Annotated in this window: 18 protein-coding genes; 14 read left to right on the top strand and 4 right to left on the bottom strand. The window is 59.5% G+C overall.

Translation table 11 applies throughout. The features are described from left to right. Window positions 1–35 precede the first annotated feature (35 nt). From tnpC (AWB76_RS24095) to AWB76_RS24065, 7 genes are all read left to right on the top strand, one after another. Window positions 36–1,532 (top strand): IS66 family transposase, encoded by a 1,497-nt coding sequence (gene tnpC / locus AWB76_RS24095; RefSeq protein WP_061162648.1) that lies wholly within the window; start codon window positions 36–38, stop codon window positions 1,530–1,532. Between the two features lie 54 nt (window positions 1,533–1,586). After that, window positions 1,587–2,012 (top strand): IS66 family insertion sequence element accessory protein TnpA, encoded by a 426-nt coding sequence (gene tnpA / locus AWB76_RS42920; protein ID WP_061162647.1) that lies wholly within the window; start codon window positions 1,587–1,589, stop codon window positions 2,010–2,012. A 44-nt stretch (window positions 2,013–2,056) separates the two neighbouring features. Next, window positions 2,057–2,353 carry an IS66 family insertion sequence element accessory protein TnpB gene (tnpB, locus tag AWB76_RS24085; RefSeq protein ID WP_051154128.1) on the top strand — a complete coding sequence of 99 codons (297 nt, stop codon included), beginning with the start codon at window positions 2,057–2,059 and terminating at the stop codon, window positions 2,351–2,353. Window positions 2,354–2,403: 50 nt separating this feature from the next. Next, window positions 2,404–3,939 (top strand): IS66 family transposase, encoded by a 1,536-nt coding sequence (tnpC, locus tag AWB76_RS24080; RefSeq protein ID WP_082864517.1) that lies wholly within the window; start codon window positions 2,404–2,406, stop codon window positions 3,937–3,939. A gap of 14 nt (window positions 3,940–3,953) precedes the next feature. Continuing rightward, complete coding sequence (locus tag AWB76_RS24075) at window positions 3,954–4,442, top strand: hypothetical protein (RefSeq protein ID WP_061162646.1); 489 nt, start codon at window positions 3,954–3,956, stop codon at window positions 4,440–4,442. Between the two features lie 145 nt (window positions 4,443–4,587). Continuing rightward, complete coding sequence (locus AWB76_RS24070) at window positions 4,588–5,298, top strand: response regulator transcription factor (RefSeq protein ID WP_167357781.1); 711 nt, start codon at window positions 4,588–4,590, stop codon at window positions 5,296–5,298. A 101-nt stretch (window positions 5,299–5,399) separates the two neighbouring features. Then, a complete protein-coding gene (locus tag AWB76_RS24065; RefSeq protein ID WP_061162645.1) occupies window positions 5,400–5,765 on the top strand; it encodes a response regulator transcription factor in 366 nt (121 codons plus the stop codon). Window positions 5,766–6,148: 383 nt separating this feature from the next. Here the strand turns inward: AWB76_RS24065 and AWB76_RS24060 are convergent, their stop codons facing one another. Continuing rightward, a complete protein-coding gene (locus AWB76_RS24060) occupies window positions 6,149–6,553 on the bottom strand; it encodes a type II toxin-antitoxin system VapC family toxin (RefSeq protein ID WP_061162644.1) in 405 nt (134 codons plus the stop codon). Next, window positions 6,550–6,822, bottom strand: coding sequence for an AbrB/MazE/SpoVT family DNA-binding domain-containing protein (locus AWB76_RS24055; protein WP_061162643.1), 273 nt, complete (start codon window positions 6,820–6,822; stop codon window positions 6,550–6,552). Before AWB76_RS24055 ends, AWB76_RS24060 begins: the two co-directional genes overlap by 4 nt. A gap of 311 nt (window positions 6,823–7,133) precedes the next feature. On the opposite strand from AWB76_RS24055, the gene AWB76_RS43085 reads away from it, so the two are divergent. Both AWB76_RS43085 and AWB76_RS24045 read left to right on the top strand, forming a co-directional pair. Continuing rightward, window positions 7,134–7,592 carry a response regulator gene (locus AWB76_RS43085; RefSeq protein WP_074171404.1) on the top strand — a complete coding sequence of 153 codons (459 nt, stop codon included), beginning with the start codon at window positions 7,134–7,136 and terminating at the stop codon, window positions 7,590–7,592. Window positions 7,593–7,781: 189 nt separating this feature from the next. Next, on the top strand, window positions 7,782–8,120 hold the full coding sequence (locus AWB76_RS24045; protein WP_061162641.1) for a response regulator transcription factor: 339 nt from the start codon (window positions 7,782–7,784) through the stop codon (window positions 8,118–8,120). Window positions 8,121–8,439: 319 nt separating this feature from the next. Here AWB76_RS24045 and AWB76_RS24040 read toward each other — a convergent pair whose 3' ends face one another. Further along, window positions 8,440–8,820 (bottom strand): hypothetical protein, encoded by a 381-nt coding sequence (locus AWB76_RS24040; protein WP_063936396.1) that lies wholly within the window; start codon window positions 8,818–8,820, stop codon window positions 8,440–8,442. Between the two features lie 286 nt (window positions 8,821–9,106). Between AWB76_RS24040 and AWB76_RS41110 the strand changes: the two genes are divergently transcribed. Beyond that, complete coding sequence (locus AWB76_RS41110; RefSeq protein ID WP_157696197.1) at window positions 9,107–9,283, top strand: hypothetical protein; 177 nt, start codon at window positions 9,107–9,109, stop codon at window positions 9,281–9,283. 458 nt (window positions 9,284–9,741) lie between these two features. After that, window positions 9,742–11,187 carry a sensor domain-containing diguanylate cyclase gene (locus AWB76_RS24035; protein ID WP_374729948.1) on the top strand — a complete coding sequence of 482 codons (1,446 nt, stop codon included), beginning with the start codon at window positions 9,742–9,744 and terminating at the stop codon, window positions 11,185–11,187. Window positions 11,188–11,417: 230 nt separating this feature from the next. On the opposite strand, the gene AWB76_RS24030 is transcribed toward AWB76_RS24035, so the two are convergent. Next, a complete protein-coding gene (locus AWB76_RS24030; RefSeq protein ID WP_061162638.1) occupies window positions 11,418–11,714 on the bottom strand; it encodes a DUF6723 family protein in 297 nt (98 codons plus the stop codon). A 243-nt stretch (window positions 11,715–11,957) separates the two neighbouring features. Between AWB76_RS24030 and AWB76_RS24025 the strand changes: the two genes are divergently transcribed. The 3 genes from AWB76_RS24025 to AWB76_RS24015 all read left to right on the top strand — a co-directional run bounded on the left by AWB76_RS24025 (window position 11,958) and on the right by AWB76_RS24015 (window position 14,812). After that, entirely contained in the window at window positions 11,958–13,181 is a 1,224-nt protein-coding gene (locus tag AWB76_RS24025) for a DUF2252 domain-containing protein (protein ID WP_061162695.1), read from the top strand. 407 nt (window positions 13,182–13,588) lie between these two features. Then, window positions 13,589–14,305: a YrzE family protein gene (locus tag AWB76_RS24020; RefSeq protein ID WP_061162637.1), complete on the top strand. Its 717-nt coding sequence runs from the start codon at window positions 13,589–13,591 to the stop codon at window positions 14,303–14,305. A gap of 57 nt (window positions 14,306–14,362) precedes the next feature. After that, the gene (locus AWB76_RS24015) at window positions 14,363–14,812 is read left to right on the top strand and encodes a YsnF/AvaK domain-containing protein (protein WP_061162636.1); all 450 of its coding nucleotides are present in this window, start codon (window positions 14,363–14,365) and stop codon (window positions 14,810–14,812) included. The last annotated feature ends 20 nt before the right edge of the window (window positions 14,813–14,832 follow it).

The following is a 14,832-nucleotide window of genomic DNA, read 5'->3' as shown; positions in this document are numbered from 1 at the left end:
GCGCGCAGCGCTTACGAAGCTTGTAAACGTCGCGCATGTTGGGCATCATGGTTGACATGCTGCCCGCCGCCGTCACTGCCGGGGATCTGCCACTGGAGCTCGAGGCTCTGCAAGCCTTTGCACTCGAACAGAACCGGCTCGCGTGCGTGTTGTGGGAGCAACTGGAAAGCCTTCAGCATCAGATTGCACAACTCAATCGCGCACGCTTCGGCGCGAGCTCTGAGCGCCTGGCGGGTCAGGCCGAGCTGTTTGACGCCGCCATAGATATTCCCGTTCCTCCCGAGCCGGCGAAGGTTCAAGTCACAGGGCACAGCCGCAAGGGACGCCCCGCGCTGCCAAAGGACTTGCCACGCACGCGCATCGAATATGACCTGAGCGACGAACAGAAGGCCGCATTCGACGCGCTTGAGCGCATCGGCGAAGAGCGTAGCGAGACGCTGCATTACGAGCCGTCAAGGCTCACGGTCATCGAACATATTCGCTTCAAGTATGCGGCGAAGAAGGATGGCGAGTCGACCATCGTGACGGCGAGCGCTCAGCCCTCGCCGCTGCCCAAGAGTAACGCGAGCGCGAGTCTGCTCGCAAACATCCTGGTGAGCACCTACGTCGATCATCTGCCGTTGAATCGGCAAGAGATGCGCTATGCGCGCCGTGGTATTCACCTGCCGCGGGCCACGCTGTGCGAATGGAAGCTGGCCGCAGCAGAATTGCTCGCTGCGCTTCTGCCACCGCTGCGTGCGCACCAGTTGCAGGCGCCGCGCATGCACGTCGACGACACGACGCTGCCTTTGCTTGAGAAGGGCCGCAAGACCACCCGCACTGCTCGATTATGGGGCTATCTGGGCGCGGGCCAACGCGAGGAGAACGGCGTTTGGGTCGATCACCCTCCGGCGGTCGTGTTCCAGTTCGCTGAATCGCGCGCGGGCTCGCATCCGCAAGGTTACCTAAAAACTTACAAGGGCTACTTGCAGGCCGACGCATACAGCGGGCACGAGGCCCTTTATGAGACCGGCGACATCATCGCGGTCGGTTGTTGGGCGCATTGCCGCCGTCGGTTCTTTGAAATCGCCAAGACCCAAAGCAAGCCGGGACTTGCGGCACAGGCGCTGCAGTGGATCGCCCAGCTATACGCCATTGAGTCGCGAATCAACCACCAGACCCCTGACCGCAAATATGCGGCGCGGCAAGCGGAGACCTTGCCGGTATTAGCGCAGTTCCGGCAATGGTTGGAAGGAAACGTCATGGGTTTGCCGACTCAGGCACCGCTCGCCAAAGCGTTCGGCTACGCGTTACGTCATTGGCAAGCGCTGATACGCTACACAGAGAGCGGTGTTCTGTTACCCGACAACAACGCGTTGGAACGGCAAATCCGGCCGATCGCGCTTGGAAGAGTCAACTGGACGTTCGCGGGCTCACCGCGAGGCGCTCGTGCGACGGCCACCATGTATTCATTGCTCGGGACGGCTCGCTTAAACGGTTTCGAACCGTATGCATGGCTGAAGGAAAGTATCTGTCAGCGCATCCCGTCTTGAGTGTCAGGGTGCATGATGCGAAGGTTTCGCCATCGTAGTGATGGGAGTGATGCGATGGACGACGACGTGATGGGGCGAGCTGTCGTGCGAACGGGGGCTCGGCGCCCTCGCCAAGGCGAAGCATTCTGGCGCGAGATGGTCGCCGCATGGAAGATGAGCGGCGTTGGCACTCGGCGCTTCTGTCGCGAACAAGGTCTTGCCGTCAGCACTTTTGGATTGTGGCGCAAGAAGTTTGCGGGCGAGACGCCTGCAACGAGTCCGCTGGCCGTGACGGCCGACGCCGCGTTCGTCATTGCTCGCCTGGAAGGTGAGCCTGCGGCGACACCATCATCTGCTTCCGCCGATACGCCGTCGTCATCGTCATCGACGCGTGATCGCGTGACGTTATCGATTGCCGGCGTTCGCATCGAAATGAGTGGCGTGCATGCTGAGCGCATTGTGCGCTTCGTGCTCGGACAGCTTGGCGGTGCACGGTGCTGATCGCCGCTGACGTCCGAGCCTACATCTGCCGCGAGCCGGTCGACATGCGCAAGTCGATCGACACGCTGTCTTATCTGGTCGAACCGCTTCTTGCTCAGAAGCCGGCTTCGGGCAACCTGTTCGTGTTCGTCGGCCGGGACCGCACGAAGGTGAAGTGCCTGTATTGGGATCGAACGGGGTTCGCGCTCTGGTACAAGCGGCTTGAACATGGGCATTTCCCATCACCCGCAGCGCTGGCGCAACGTGGATTCACGCTCGCGGAGCTCAATGCATGGCTCGAAGGTATAGAGATTCCAGCGCGCGAACCTCATCGCGCCGTCGCCGTGACGCGCGTGGCTTAAGCGCTGCCCGGAATCGCGCGCAGCGCTTACGAAGCTTGTAAACGTCGCGCATGTTGGGCATCATGGTTGACATGCTGCCCGCCGCCGTCACTGCCGGGGATCTGCCACTGGAGCTCGAGGCTCTGCAAGCCTTTGCACTCGAACAGAACCGGCTCGCGTGCGTGTTGTGGGAGCAACTGGAAAGCCTTCAGCATCAGATTGCACAACTCAATCGCGCACGCTTCGGCGCGAGCTCTGAGCGCCTGGCGGGTCAGGCCGAGCTGTTTGACGCCGCCATAGATATTCCCGTTCCTCCCGAGCCGGCGAAGGTTCAAGTCACAGGGCACAGCCGCAAGGGACGCCCCGCGCTGCCAAAGGACTTGCCACGCACGCGCATCGAATATGACCTGAGCGACGAACAGAAGGCCGCATTCGACGCGCTTGAGCGCATCGGCGAAGAGCGTAGCGAGACGCTGCATTACGAGCCGTCAAGGCTCACGGTCATCGAACATATTCGCTTCAAGTATGCGGCGAAGAAGGATGGCGAGTCGACCATCGTGACGGCGAGCGCTCAGCCCTCGCCGCTGCCCAAGAGTAACGCGAGCGCGAGTCTGCTCGCAAACATCCTGGTGAGCACCTACGTCGATCATCTGCCGTTGAATCGGCAAGAGATGCGCTATGCGCGCCGTGGTATTCACCTGCCGCGGGCCACGCTGTGCGAATGGAAGCTGGCCGCAGCAGAATTGCTCGCTGCGCTTCTGCCACCGCTGCGTGCGCACCAGTTGCAGGCGCCGCGCATGCACGTCGACGACACGACGCTGCCTTTGCTTGAGAAGGGCCGCAAGACCACCCGCACTGCTCGATTATGGGGCTATCTGGGCGCGGGCCAACGCGAGGAGAACGGCGTTTGGGTCGATCACCCTCCGGCGGTCGTGTTCCAGTTCGCTGAATCGCGCGCGGGCTCGCATCCGCAAGGTTACCTAAAAACTTACAAGGGCTACTTGCAGGCCGACGCATACAGCGGGCACGAGGCCCTTTATGAGACCGGCGACATCATCGCGGTCGGTTGTTGGGCGCATTGCCGCCGTCGGTTCTTTGAAATCGCCAAGACCCAAAGCAAGCCGGGACTTGCGGCACAGGCGCTGCAGTGGATCGCCCAGCTATACGCCATTGAGTCGCGAATCAACCACCAGACCCCTGACCGCAAATATGCGGCGCGGCAAGCGGAGACCTTGCCGGTATTAGCGCAGTTCCGGCAATGGTTGGAAGGAAACGTCATGGGTTTGCCGACTCAGGCACCGCTCGCCAAAGCGTTCGGCTACGCGTTACGTCATTGGCAAGCGCTGATACGCTACACAGAGAGCGGTGTTCTGTTACCCGACAACAACGCGTTGGAACGGCAAATCCGGCCGATCGCGCTTGGAAGAGTCAACTGGACGTTCGCGGGCTCACCGCGAGGCGCTCGTGCGACGGCCACCATGTATTCATTGCTCGGGACGGCTCGCTTAAACGGTTTCGAACCGTATGCATGGCTGAAGGAAACACTAGAGAAGTTGCCGTCGTATCCCGTCAATCGCGTGCACGAACTGCTGCCGCTTGCCCGCTAACTACCCCGACATTCATGGACATCCTGGACTCCCTTCGGCAGGCGCCCAGCGCTGAGTTATATCGCCTCTATCTGACCATCGGTAAAATGCTAGATGACCCGCGACGCATTCTCGAAGTCCGTCAACGACTGCACATTGGGATGACCGTCAGATACATCGGTGACAATCCGTTGGGACCGCCTTTGGAAGGCACTGTCACCGAGCTGCGACATACGCAAGCGGTCGTACAGGACAACGCGACTCGCCGCCGATGGGCAGTGTTGTATGCGGCGATTCTCCTCGATGCCACCGCAGCCCCAACTCAAAAGGAAGCACCGCCACCTCGCCCGCGCCCCGAAGAGTTCTTCATCGGCGACACCGTGGGATTCACCGACAAGCATCTGAACGAGCGTGTTGGCACCGTCGTCAGGTTGAACTCCAAAACGGCGTCGATCGCCGTGACAGACTCCGAAGGACACTGGCGCGTCTCGTACGGTCTATTGAGGAAAATCCTCGATATCTGATTGAAGGCCTGTCAACACGGGATGCGCTGACGGATACGGTGAAACCGCAAAACCTGATAGCGACTGCGGCTTCGATCCCAGTCCGTGGCGGCATCGGAGAGGCGCACAGCCTCGCCCAAACTTGTGGTATCTGTGTGAGTGTGGGATGACGCAACAACACACGCGGTGCGCCGAATCGGTGAGTTCCGAGCGTGATCGGACATGGTACGAAAATGGCGACAATACGAGGACGCGAGAGTTGATCAATCATGCCGAAGCGGTCGTCCACATCGTGGATGACGACGAAGCCATGCGCACCGCCTTGTCGCGGCTCTTGAAGAACGCCGGCTATGCGGTGCAAGCCTATGCGAGCGCGGGCGACTTCTTCGTGGTAGAACCCGATCCGCTTCCGGGCTGCCTACTCTTGGACTTGGAACTTCCCGGTCCCAGCGGTCTAGAATTGCAGCACGCGCTGCAACGCAGGAAGCACGCGATTCCGATCGTTTTCATCAGCGCCTATCAGGACATTCCAAAAACGGTCCTCGCTATAAAAGCTGGTGCCAGCGACTTTCTTTTGAAACCCATCGATTCGCAAGCGTTGCTCGCGGCTATCGAAAGCGCGCTCGCCGCAGCCGACGGCGCTACTGTGGAACATGAATCACCGTTGCCTAGTGATGCTGTGCTCAGCGAGCGCGAGCAAGTCGTGTTACGCGGCATCATCGCCGGCAAATTGAATAAACAGATTGCCGCGGAACTCGGTCTAAGCGAAAGAACAATCAAATCTTGCCGAGCCGACCTCATGCGCAAATTTGACGCACACTCACTTGCAGACCTCATTCGACGCGCGGGACCGATTACCCGCGCGGCGGATGTGTAGATGAACTTGGCTTGCCCGCAAGGGCAACTCCGTTGCCCCTCATCCCGATAGTCAGGCAGCTCCCCCGGTAGCACACTTGAGGTATCTCCCCGTGGCCGGCCATGAGCGATACCAAACAGACGATCGTTATTGTCGAAGACAATGACGGCATGCGGCGTGCGCTAGAGCGGCTGCTAACACTAGCGGGATACAACGCGCTTGCTTACGAGAGCGCTGAAGCCCTCGACGCGGCAAGTGGTATAGAGCGCGCTGGGTGCCTTGTCCTGGACGTCCAGCTTCCCGGAGCTTCGGGGCCGACTCTGTACGCACAACTCCGCGAACCGCGCCCTCCGGCGATCTTCGTCACATCGCACGACAACGAGACGACGCGCCTCGCGGTAGCGAACGCGGGCGGTGTGCACTTTCTGGTCAAACCCTTCGCGGGCACAGACTTGCTAAAACTCATAGCGACGTTAGGGACGCGCTGACCGAAAAAACATTGCCCTGCAGCCGCCCATCGCATTGGATTCATACGCGGTTGGGCCGCAGGGTCGATCGGCTCATTGCGCATCCCTCAGCAGCCTCTCAAGAAGGAATGTGAACACGTGCCCGAAAGGCCACACATGGCCGCACGCGATCGTCTGGCAAACGATCAAGTGCGACATGGTTCGAGGCGTGGAGCTCGGGCGACCGAGATCGCGGCCCACAATCTTCGAGCGCCGTCGTGTGCCGCGTGCGAGGCTTTTTTAAATGTCGAACACCGACATTCTCACGTTGCTTCTGCAACCGCGCGATCGACACGTCGGCGTTAGGTCAGGCCCTTGACTCGCGCCCCCGGCGGGTGGTTGTGCTAAGGAGACCCTGAAGTCAGCTATCGTTCCAGCCAGTTCTCAATCGTGAGTCCTCGAATACGGCTGAACTCTTTGGTATTGTCGGTCACGAGTATGAGCCGCAAGGCACGGGCGTGAGCGCTAATCAAGAGATCGTTACCGCCTATCGGTTGGCCTGCCGCCTCCAACTCGGCCCGGACGCCGCCATATTCTGCGTCGGCGGGGGCATCTAGCGGCAATACCGGAATTCTTGCGAGGACAGCGTCTACCTTGGCAAGCAACTTCGCGGAGCCTTTTTTAGCGCATCCATAGCGCAATTCCGCCGCAACGATGATGCTCGTGCATATCGTCTTTGGATCAATTTGTTCGATATGACTTGCAACTTGCCCGAAAGGATTACGGATCATGTCGCTGATGATGTTCGTGTCCAGCAGATAGCCGCTCAAAATATATCCTCGGGGCGAGCAGGCATGTCGTCGATTTCCGGAAACTGATCTTCGGGCCCAAGCGGTGGCTCCTGTCTCCACTCGGCCAATAATTCCAGAATGTTCGCGGGCGTTTTCACCGGTTCGATGATGAGCTTGTCGCCCTCACGATGAATCAAAACACGATCACCCGGCAACTCGAACTCGACGGGAATACGCACCGCTTGGCTGCGATTATTGCGGAAAAGCTTGGCCTCTTTGGGCCGCGTCGATGGCGATGAAATCGGCACAGTCGCACCTCCCTACGTATATACAAATTGTATATGCCATCTACCATAAGGTCAAGGTCGCGACGGCGCGCTCGGCTCTTGGAGGCGGCGTCGACTTCGATCGTTAGTTGCAGTGATGCCTGCTGCTTGCGTAGCCAGCTCACAATGGCGCACGCCCGGTGTCCGGACCGATGCTGGCCCTGATCATTCCCTCCTGGAACCCAGCCCGCCAAGTGCCAACTTGTGAGCGGCTAACCACTGAGGTCCGAAAACTGAACGTCAGGAAATGAGGTAAACTCGATGCATGGTTTAGCAGTTTACTTAGGATCGCCGTGCCCTCGCTTCCTCCACTTGCGCGACGTTGGACGTCTCGGACGACGACCGTAATAGGCCGAGACCCCCGCGTTCTGATCGTTGACGACAACCGTAACGCAGCCGACGCACTAGCTGCATACCTTGCACTCTGTGAGCTCGAAGTAAAACCCGTGTACGGCGGCGGCGCCGCGGTCGCGGCCGCAGGCGACTGGCAGCCAGACGTCGTGCTTCTCGATATCTCGATGCCGCAGATCGACGGTTTTCAGGTCGCGAGGATCCTCCGAAACGATTCTCGAACGGCTGAGACAATCATCGTTGCGTTGACGGCGCACGACGATGACTTTGTTCGGCGAAAAGCTTCCGAAACGGACTTCGACGCCTATTGCCAGAAGGGTCACTTGCTCCAACCGTTGATGATGCTTCTTGCAAGGCTCACGCGTGACGTGCCCTCAGTGCGCGCCGTAAAGGCCAGTTAGCGGTCGCCAGCGCTCAGACGGGACGATCCGGGTGTTTTCCGTTCCCACGTCGCTGACAGACATCGAAGTCGAACTCGATTCCGCCTCTGAGCCGGCGGGAAAGGCACTACACTTATACCCGCGGGAACTCAACGCTCGCCCGACCGCACGCTATGCGTTGCGTCCGACAGCATGGTATTGAGGCACGGAATGAAAAAGATTCTATTTGTCGACGACTCAAAGGATACCGCCGATGCGCTGTGCGCTTTCGGGTCAGCACTTGGGCACACATGCGCCGTCGCCTATAACGGTGAATCTGCAGTAAGTCAGGCCGCAGAAGACACCTACGATATAGTTTTTCTGGATCTTATGCTGCCGGATACAGATGGCATCGCTGTATGCCTGGAGATCCGAAAAGGCCGTTCACAGTCGGCTCGTATAATCGCACTTACCGGAAGTAATGAGCTCATCGACAAAGAGCGGCGATGCATTGATGCCTGGCTTCTAAAGCCCCCGCGTATGGACGAACTCGAGCAGTTGCTCTTGTAGACTTGCGACAGTTCGCTATACCATTCGCAACCGATAGGCCGAACGCCGGGGAGCTGCCGAGACGCAGGTAGCGTCCGTCTGAGCCCAGACAGCTGGCTGCCGGGCGAAAGGGCAGCCCTCCCAGGTCCGTCACACTCGTCCCCGCGTCTCGGCAGGCGCCTCGCCTTGCTTCATCTTCGAGGAATTCATCGTCCGTCTCTGCGGCTTTATCTTATGACAGGTCGGTTCGGAAACAGGGCACGGTGGGCCGTCGACGGACTGGTGCTTCGGTGGCGTCGCCTGCGATCGTCCAACACTGCTAAGAAAGCTTTTTATTGCTTTAGGCAGCGGACAACTTGGACGACGAAGACGCGATACGCCTGTCGAGCTTTTGGACCGCCGCGATCACTATCCCCAGGCGGGTTTCGCGAAGCTGGCGGTCATGCTCGTTGATGATCTGCCTGAGCGATGTCAATAGCGCTTCGGAGAATTCCCACGTGGCATCCTTCTCGCCGCTGTGAAGGATCGACAAGACCTCGTCTTCGACTTGGCGAATGAAGCCCAGCTCGAGCAAACCATGCCCAGCTTCCGTGATAAATCCGGTCAATAGGGTGGCCTGCACCACCCCGAGCACATCGCGCCGCGAAGCTTTCCCGTGAAGCACTGCTTCGAACGCGAGGCGAGACTGAAGTCCCATCTCGTCCGCGTCCTTTTGAGGCATCGGTAACAGCATAACCTTTGAGCGCAGCTGCGAGTGTCCTGCACGGCTTCCCGGTTTTCGCTTTGACGACGACATTGCTCAAATTCCCAATCTGGTTTCCTAAACGGCAAACGCGAGGCGCGGATGAAGCGAGCAGGACAGGCTGCTACGTCCCCGTTGAGTTGAAAACAATCGTCAACGCCTCACGTCGTGGAGCAACACTTGCTACCATTATCGCAAGGTCTTACGCCATTTCACCCGCCGTTTTTGAAGAACGCTTTAAGGAAGACTTCGTAAGGGGTTGACGATGCTAGTGACGACCGCTCTTTTGCTGCTTCTTGGCATCTGGCTCGTGGCGTTTTTGCTCGATCGTGGCAGCGATAAAAAAATGTGGGAGATGTGGGAACGTGAATTGAATGAGGCGCGAATAGATCCGCAGTCGCCCGAGATGTCGGCCGAGAAGAGCCAAACGAAGAACGGCTGATCGATGCGGCTCGACGGGGGGCTCGCCGCAGACCGGTGCAACGGCCGGGACGTCTGTCAGGCAGTAAATAAGGAGCCGACGGTTGACGCCGCCGTCGCGTTGCAGCGTTCCGCGGAGCTCAAGTCTGTCTTGGTCTGGTCGATAAACGGAGAAAGACCGTTTGCCGACACTGGTGCTTCCCGCCGGTGACCTCGGACATCACGTTAACCAGTGCGGCGCAACGTAAGAAGCCTACTTTCCGGCGCTGTATTACGGTCAGTGGACGAACTAGTGCGAATAGTGGGGAAACTGCTGGGCCCCGCATGTTCAATTTTTCTAAATCGTCCGGCCTCCCGCGCGGGGATGTCATATGCCGTTAATGGCCAACCAACCCCGGAGGATCAGTGGAAAAGCAAGACAGAAACCTTCTCTGGCGGGCGGGCAGTTTTGCACAATATGCGTTATCAGCGCCGCATGCAATCGTCCTCGGTGGGACGATCATCGCGCTGCTGCTAGTTAGCCTGTGCGCAACTGTACTCTACGAAAGCCGTCAGGACGCGCTCGACCGAGCCCGCGAAACCTCGCGCAATCTTGGTCTCGTGGCCGAGCGTGATATCAAACGCAATTTCGAACTCTATGACCTCTCGTTGCAAGCGGTGATTCAGGGGCTGCAACGACCCGACGTGATGGCCGCACCTCCAGCGTTGCGGCGCGGTGTGCTGTTCGACCATGCGATGACGGCCCAATTCCTTGGCTCCATGCTTGTGATGGACGCAGCCGGCAATGTAATCCTGGATTCGATCAACGATCTGCCGCGCAAAGGGAATTTTGCCGATCGCGCCTACTTCACAGTGCATCGGGACCACCCGGACGTCGGGCTGTATGTCAGCGATCCGTTCGCGTCCCGGCTTCGCGGCGGCACACCCAGCATCGCGCTCACTCGCCGGATCTCAAACCCGGATGGCTCGTTTGGCGGCATCGTGGTGATCGCAATCAACCTCGACTATTTCCACCAGCTGTTCGCCGGTCTGAAGCTGGGTCCGCATGGCTCGATGTCCCTGATCAGCAAGGACGGCATTATGATCATGCGCCAGCCATTCGACATGCGTATTATTGGCCGCAACATTAGCCAGGCCGCAACTTTTCGACGGTTCCGTAGTGCGCCCGAGGGCTCGTTTTCTGAGACGGCGTCAATCGACGGCGTGCGACGGCTCTACTATTTCAAGAACCTTCCCGACGTGCCGCTGATCATCATGGTGGCCGAGGCGGAACAGGATATTTATGCCGCGTGGCGCACTCGCGCGCTGGTCATCGGTTCACTAACGGGGGCACTCGGCCTGGGCTTGGTCCTGCTATCAATTCTGCTCAGTTTACAGCTGCGACGCCGGATGCGCGCGGAGTCGCAACTGCAGATGCTCGCAAGAACAGACGGTCTGACGGGTCTCAACAATCGCCGTACCCTCGGCGAGATCCTTGAGCAGGAGTGGCGCCGGGCGCGTCGAACGCGCAGCACATTTTCCCTGCTGTTCGTCGACATCGACCGGTTTAAGGCATACAACGACACCTATGGCCACCAGGCCGGCGACGATGCGCTCGCCGCCGTCGCCCAGTGCATCAGCGGCAACCTGCGACGGCCCGCGGACACAGCAGCCCGTTACGGCGGCGAGGAATTCGTCGTCGTCCTGCCCGACACATCGCGGACCGGCGCCGTGCAGATCGCCGAGAGGATCCGCGTAGCCATCAGCGAACTTGCGATCGAGCACGCAGGCAGCGAATACGGGCGCGTCACCGCGAGCATCGGTACCGCGAGCTGCATTCCGGAGCAGGATAGCGACGTCAGTACTGTCATCCGGGCTGCGGATGAGGCGCTGTATAACGCGAAAACCGCTGGTCGGAACACGGTCGCAGCGTTCGTGCTGTCTTGATAGCGCAATCGGAATGCGCGACTTGAGCGCTGGGCATGCTTCGACGACCGGCCAGCATGCACGCGCTGTTGGGGCACCGTTGTGAGCGTTTCCGAGGCACCTTCTTGCGTCGTTCCAGAGGGCGAAACGCTGCGGAGAACGGCTAAAACGTTAGTGACGGCACCGCGTGGAAAAGATTCTTAATTCCGCCCGAACTTACTCGTCTATCTATCGCTCGGTAGTCGAAGGCATCAAAGTTCAGGCGAAAGCAGATCGCCATTTATGATCTCTTCGCCCCGCGCTCGTGCGGCAGCTACGGCTTGCGCCGTCGTCGCAAACGGCCCGATCGTGTCCGAGCCGTCGTAGGGATACAGCAGTCTGCCGTCGGTCTGCCGGACGACTTTCAATTTGCCAAAGAACCCACCTCCGGCCGAGCCGTAGTAAGACGCATAAATCTGGTAATCAGCTGGGCTGGAACCGGGGATCGGCGACGCGTTGCGCGCTGGATAGACAACGAGCTTCGGACGCCGACTGCTACCTTGATTCATGCGTACGCTCCACGGTTTCCACGGTTTGAATACCTCGATATTCCACCGGCTTGTTACGGCCGGGCGTCACAATCAAGCTCGTCAGGGCGACTCTCAGTTCACGAGCCCGTCTGCGGCGTGACGAGACGATAGGTCGGCTCCTCTTCAGGGCATGGGCACATAGCATGCGTTGTCATGCCTACGACGACGAACGCCTACAAGCAGCGGTTGAAGTCGGTCTTGAACCAACTGCACATAGACTCCATGCCCAAGAAACGAAAGCTCAAGATCCCCGGAGTTGAAAGCCGCCAGGATCTACTGACAGCTAAACGTAATGCGAAGATGGCCCGCTCCACGCATGCTTACGTCCGGGGCAATACGATCCAATTTTATGATTGGCTCGAAAAAGCGGAAATACGTAGCTTGCCCCATGGACCCGCTACCTGGATTTGCGGCGACTGTCATACCGGAAATCTCGGCCCCATCGCCGACGCCAAAGGCCGCATTGAAATCCAAATTCGCGATCTGGATCAGACCGTTATTGGCGACCCAGCGCACGACCTTATCCGGCTCGGACTATCGCTTGCGACCGCGGCTCGCGGCTCGGCTCTGCCTGGCGTCAAGACGATCAACATGATCGAGGCGCTGTTCGCCGGCTACGCGGAAGCATTTGATGATCAATCGGCACAGGAAGCGGACGCGGCGAAGAGACCCGAGGTCGCGCGTGTCGTGATGCGTGAGGCGGTACGGCGCTCCTGGAAGCACCTGGCGCGTGAACGGCTTGAGGACATCCAGCCCACCATTCCTTTGGGCGATCGCTTCTGGCCCATCAGCAGCGACGAGCGCGCGGAGATTGAAGCGCTGTTTGAAAAGGATACGATCGCGAGCCTGGCTACAAGCCTGCGCGGTCGCCCGAACACGGGCGATGTCACCGTACTGGATGCTGCTTATTGGGTGAAGGGCTGCAGTTCCCTCGGACGACTCCGGTATGCGGTGTTGCTTGACGTTGATGGGGGCGTCATCGACGGCGATGATTTGTGCCTGATCGACATCAAGGAAGGCGTTAAGGCGGCAGCGCCACGTTATCCCGATGTCGTGATGCCGCGTGACAATGCGGAGCGCGTCGTGGAAGGCGCGCGCAACCTCTCCCCTCACCTGGGCGAGCGGATGAGATCGGCAACCCTGCAAGGCCGCCCCGTCATCCTGCGTGAGCTGTTGCCTCAGGACCTTAAGCTCGAGATCGAGCAAGTCGGGGAAACCGAGGCGATGAGCGTCGCCCGTTATCTTGCCCTCATTGTTGGACGGGCACATGCGCGGCAGATGGACAAGGAAACGCGCCGCAACTGGCTCTCGGAAATGAAACGCACCAGAACGAAATCGATGGATGCGCCGATGTGGCTTTGGAGCAGCATCCTTGAATTAGTCGGGAGTCACGAGGTCGGTTACCTCGAACACTGTCGTCGCTATGCATTGGCAGCGGCTGGCTAACAGACTGACAGGGTCGCGCTTTCCTCCGAATGCTGCTTGATGACAGTCGGACGTCGCGTATAACGGACGCGACGTGTCACCGTCGGTTCGTCTTCGCATGCACCCGCCTTGGACTTCGCAATCGGGCAGCACGCCCGTTTCTCGCATCCGCTGAATCAGTAGGAAGACGCCTACGAGGGTTAAGGGAAAACGCGGGAAGAGGGCCGCTCATCGGGTCGGATATGTATAAAGCATTCCAAACCAATTTGTCGGCAACAAAGTGATTTTCATTTAATAAGCGTCAAGCCGTAGCCGCCGATGAACGTTCGGTCGTGTTCTTACCCGCTGCCAGATAGGCACAGAGGTTGCGCATTACGGGAAGCCGCCTGCCTACGCGCGCGCGTTCTCGTCTCTTTTAGGATGATCCCATGAAGCTGCTCACTACTCGCGATGGACTGCCCCGGCTTTCGTGGGGGGCGATCATCGCCGGCGTCATTCTTTCGATGATTGTCTACCTGATTATGAGCGTGCTCGGCACGGCCATTGGCGCATCACTGCTATCGCCGATGTCAAAGCCCGATCCATTGCACGGGTTCGGCTTCGGGTCCGGGGTTTGGGTCATCGTTACTACCGTCTTGGCGGTGTTTGTCGGCTCATATTACGCAGGCCGCTGTGCGCCAGTGCTTGGATGGCTGCACGGTCTGTTGTCGTGGGCGGTGATGACGCTGCTCGTTGTGTACGGCATGACGTCCCTCATCACCGGAGCGGTCAGCACTGCGGGAAGCGTCGCCGCGACGACCGCACAGGTCAGCGCAACGGCCGCAAATCAATCGGGCACGACCCCGTCCATCGTGGACTCCGCCAAGCAGCAGGTCCAAGCGGCAGTCGCCTCCGCAGCGTCGGCCGCTTCAACTCCGCAGGCCGAGCAGACGGCGCGCGAAGCGGCGGATAGTGCGGCACGAGGCGTCGCACGAGCGAGCTGGTTCTCTTTCGCCGCGCTCATTGTCGGAGCGATCATCGCCATCGTCTCGGGCGGTGCAGGCTTTCGCCACCAGCCGCCCTTTGAGGAAAGCGGCGGTACGGCAACAGGCGGCGATTCCCCGCCGGTGCGCAGCCGGGCAGTGCCGGAACGTGGTCGTCTTTGATTGAGCCGCTTTCCGCCACCCGGCCGCGTCCGGACGTGTCTCGCTGAGGGGAACAAAATGCGTGACCAAGAGCCGTTTAATGCCGCATCCACGACCGATCCGTCCGACGCAGTGCGCGTGTCGGCGGTCAAGGAAGAGATCGCGGTCGATGTCAAAACAGTTGAAACCGGCGCCGTGCGGGTGCGCAAAGTCGTCCATGAAGAAATGCACGCTATCCCGCTGCGCGTGCGCGATCAGCAGGTCGAGGTTAAACGCATTCCGGTGAACCGGCCGGTGGATGAGCGCAAGGAGCCGCGGCGCGCAGGCGACACGCTCATCATCCCGATCTACGAGTACGTTCCCGTCGTACGAATGCAACTGACCTTGAAGGAGGAAGTGCACGTGAAGACGACCGAGGTTCAAGAAGACGTGATCCATCAGGTGCTGACGAACTCGAAAGAGCTTGTTGTCGAGCGCCGCGAAGGCCGGGACGGTCCGTGGAAGCGGGACCGCACTGACAAGCCCTGAACGGAGACCCGGAACACTCA

The sequence above is a fragment of the Caballeronia temeraria genome (assembly GCF_001544795.2).
GTDB classification, from domain to species: domain Bacteria; phylum Pseudomonadota; class Gammaproteobacteria; order Burkholderiales; family Burkholderiaceae; genus Caballeronia; species Caballeronia temeraria.
The sequence above is the reverse complement of the archived record's forward strand: the minus strand, read 5'-3'. Positions and strand labels throughout refer to the sequence as shown.

Excerpts from the sequence above, each read along its gene's own strand:
- tnpC (WP_061162648.1), top strand. The coding sequence starts at position 36 with ATGTTGGGCATCATGGTTGACATGCTGCCCGCCGCCGTCACTGCCGGG.
- tnpA (WP_061162647.1), top strand. The coding sequence starts at position 1,587 with ATGGACGACGACGTGATGGGGCGAGCTGTCGTGCGAACGGGGGCTCGG.
- tnpB (WP_051154128.1), top strand. The coding sequence starts at position 2,057 with ATGCGCAAGTCGATCGACACGCTGTCTTATCTGGTCGAACCGCTTCTT.
- tnpC (WP_082864517.1), top strand. The coding sequence starts at position 2,404 with ATGTTGGGCATCATGGTTGACATGCTGCCCGCCGCCGTCACTGCCGGG.
- AWB76_RS24075 (WP_061162646.1), top strand. The coding sequence starts at position 3,954 with ATGGACATCCTGGACTCCCTTCGGCAGGCGCCCAGCGCTGAGTTATAT.
- AWB76_RS24070 (WP_167357781.1), top strand. The coding sequence starts at position 4,588 with ATGACGCAACAACACACGCGGTGCGCCGAATCGGTGAGTTCCGAGCGT.
- AWB76_RS24065 (WP_061162645.1), top strand. The coding sequence starts at position 5,400 with ATGAGCGATACCAAACAGACGATCGTTATTGTCGAAGACAATGACGGC.
- AWB76_RS24045 (WP_061162641.1), top strand. The coding sequence starts at position 7,782 with ATGAAAAAGATTCTATTTGTCGACGACTCAAAGGATACCGCCGATGCG.
- AWB76_RS24040 (WP_063936396.1), bottom strand. The coding sequence starts at position 8,820 with ATGCCTCAAAAGGACGCGGACGAGATGGGACTTCAGTCTCGCCTCGCG.
- AWB76_RS41110 (WP_157696197.1), top strand. The coding sequence starts at position 9,107 with ATGCTAGTGACGACCGCTCTTTTGCTGCTTCTTGGCATCTGGCTCGTG.
- AWB76_RS24030 (WP_061162638.1), bottom strand. The coding sequence starts at position 11,714 with ATGAATCAAGGTAGCAGTCGGCGTCCGAAGCTCGTTGTCTATCCAGCG.
- AWB76_RS24025 (WP_061162695.1), top strand. The coding sequence starts at position 11,958 with ATGCCCAAGAAACGAAAGCTCAAGATCCCCGGAGTTGAAAGCCGCCAG.
- AWB76_RS24020 (WP_061162637.1), top strand. The coding sequence starts at position 13,589 with ATGAAGCTGCTCACTACTCGCGATGGACTGCCCCGGCTTTCGTGGGGG.
- AWB76_RS24015 (WP_061162636.1), top strand. The coding sequence starts at position 14,363 with ATGCGTGACCAAGAGCCGTTTAATGCCGCATCCACGACCGATCCGTCC.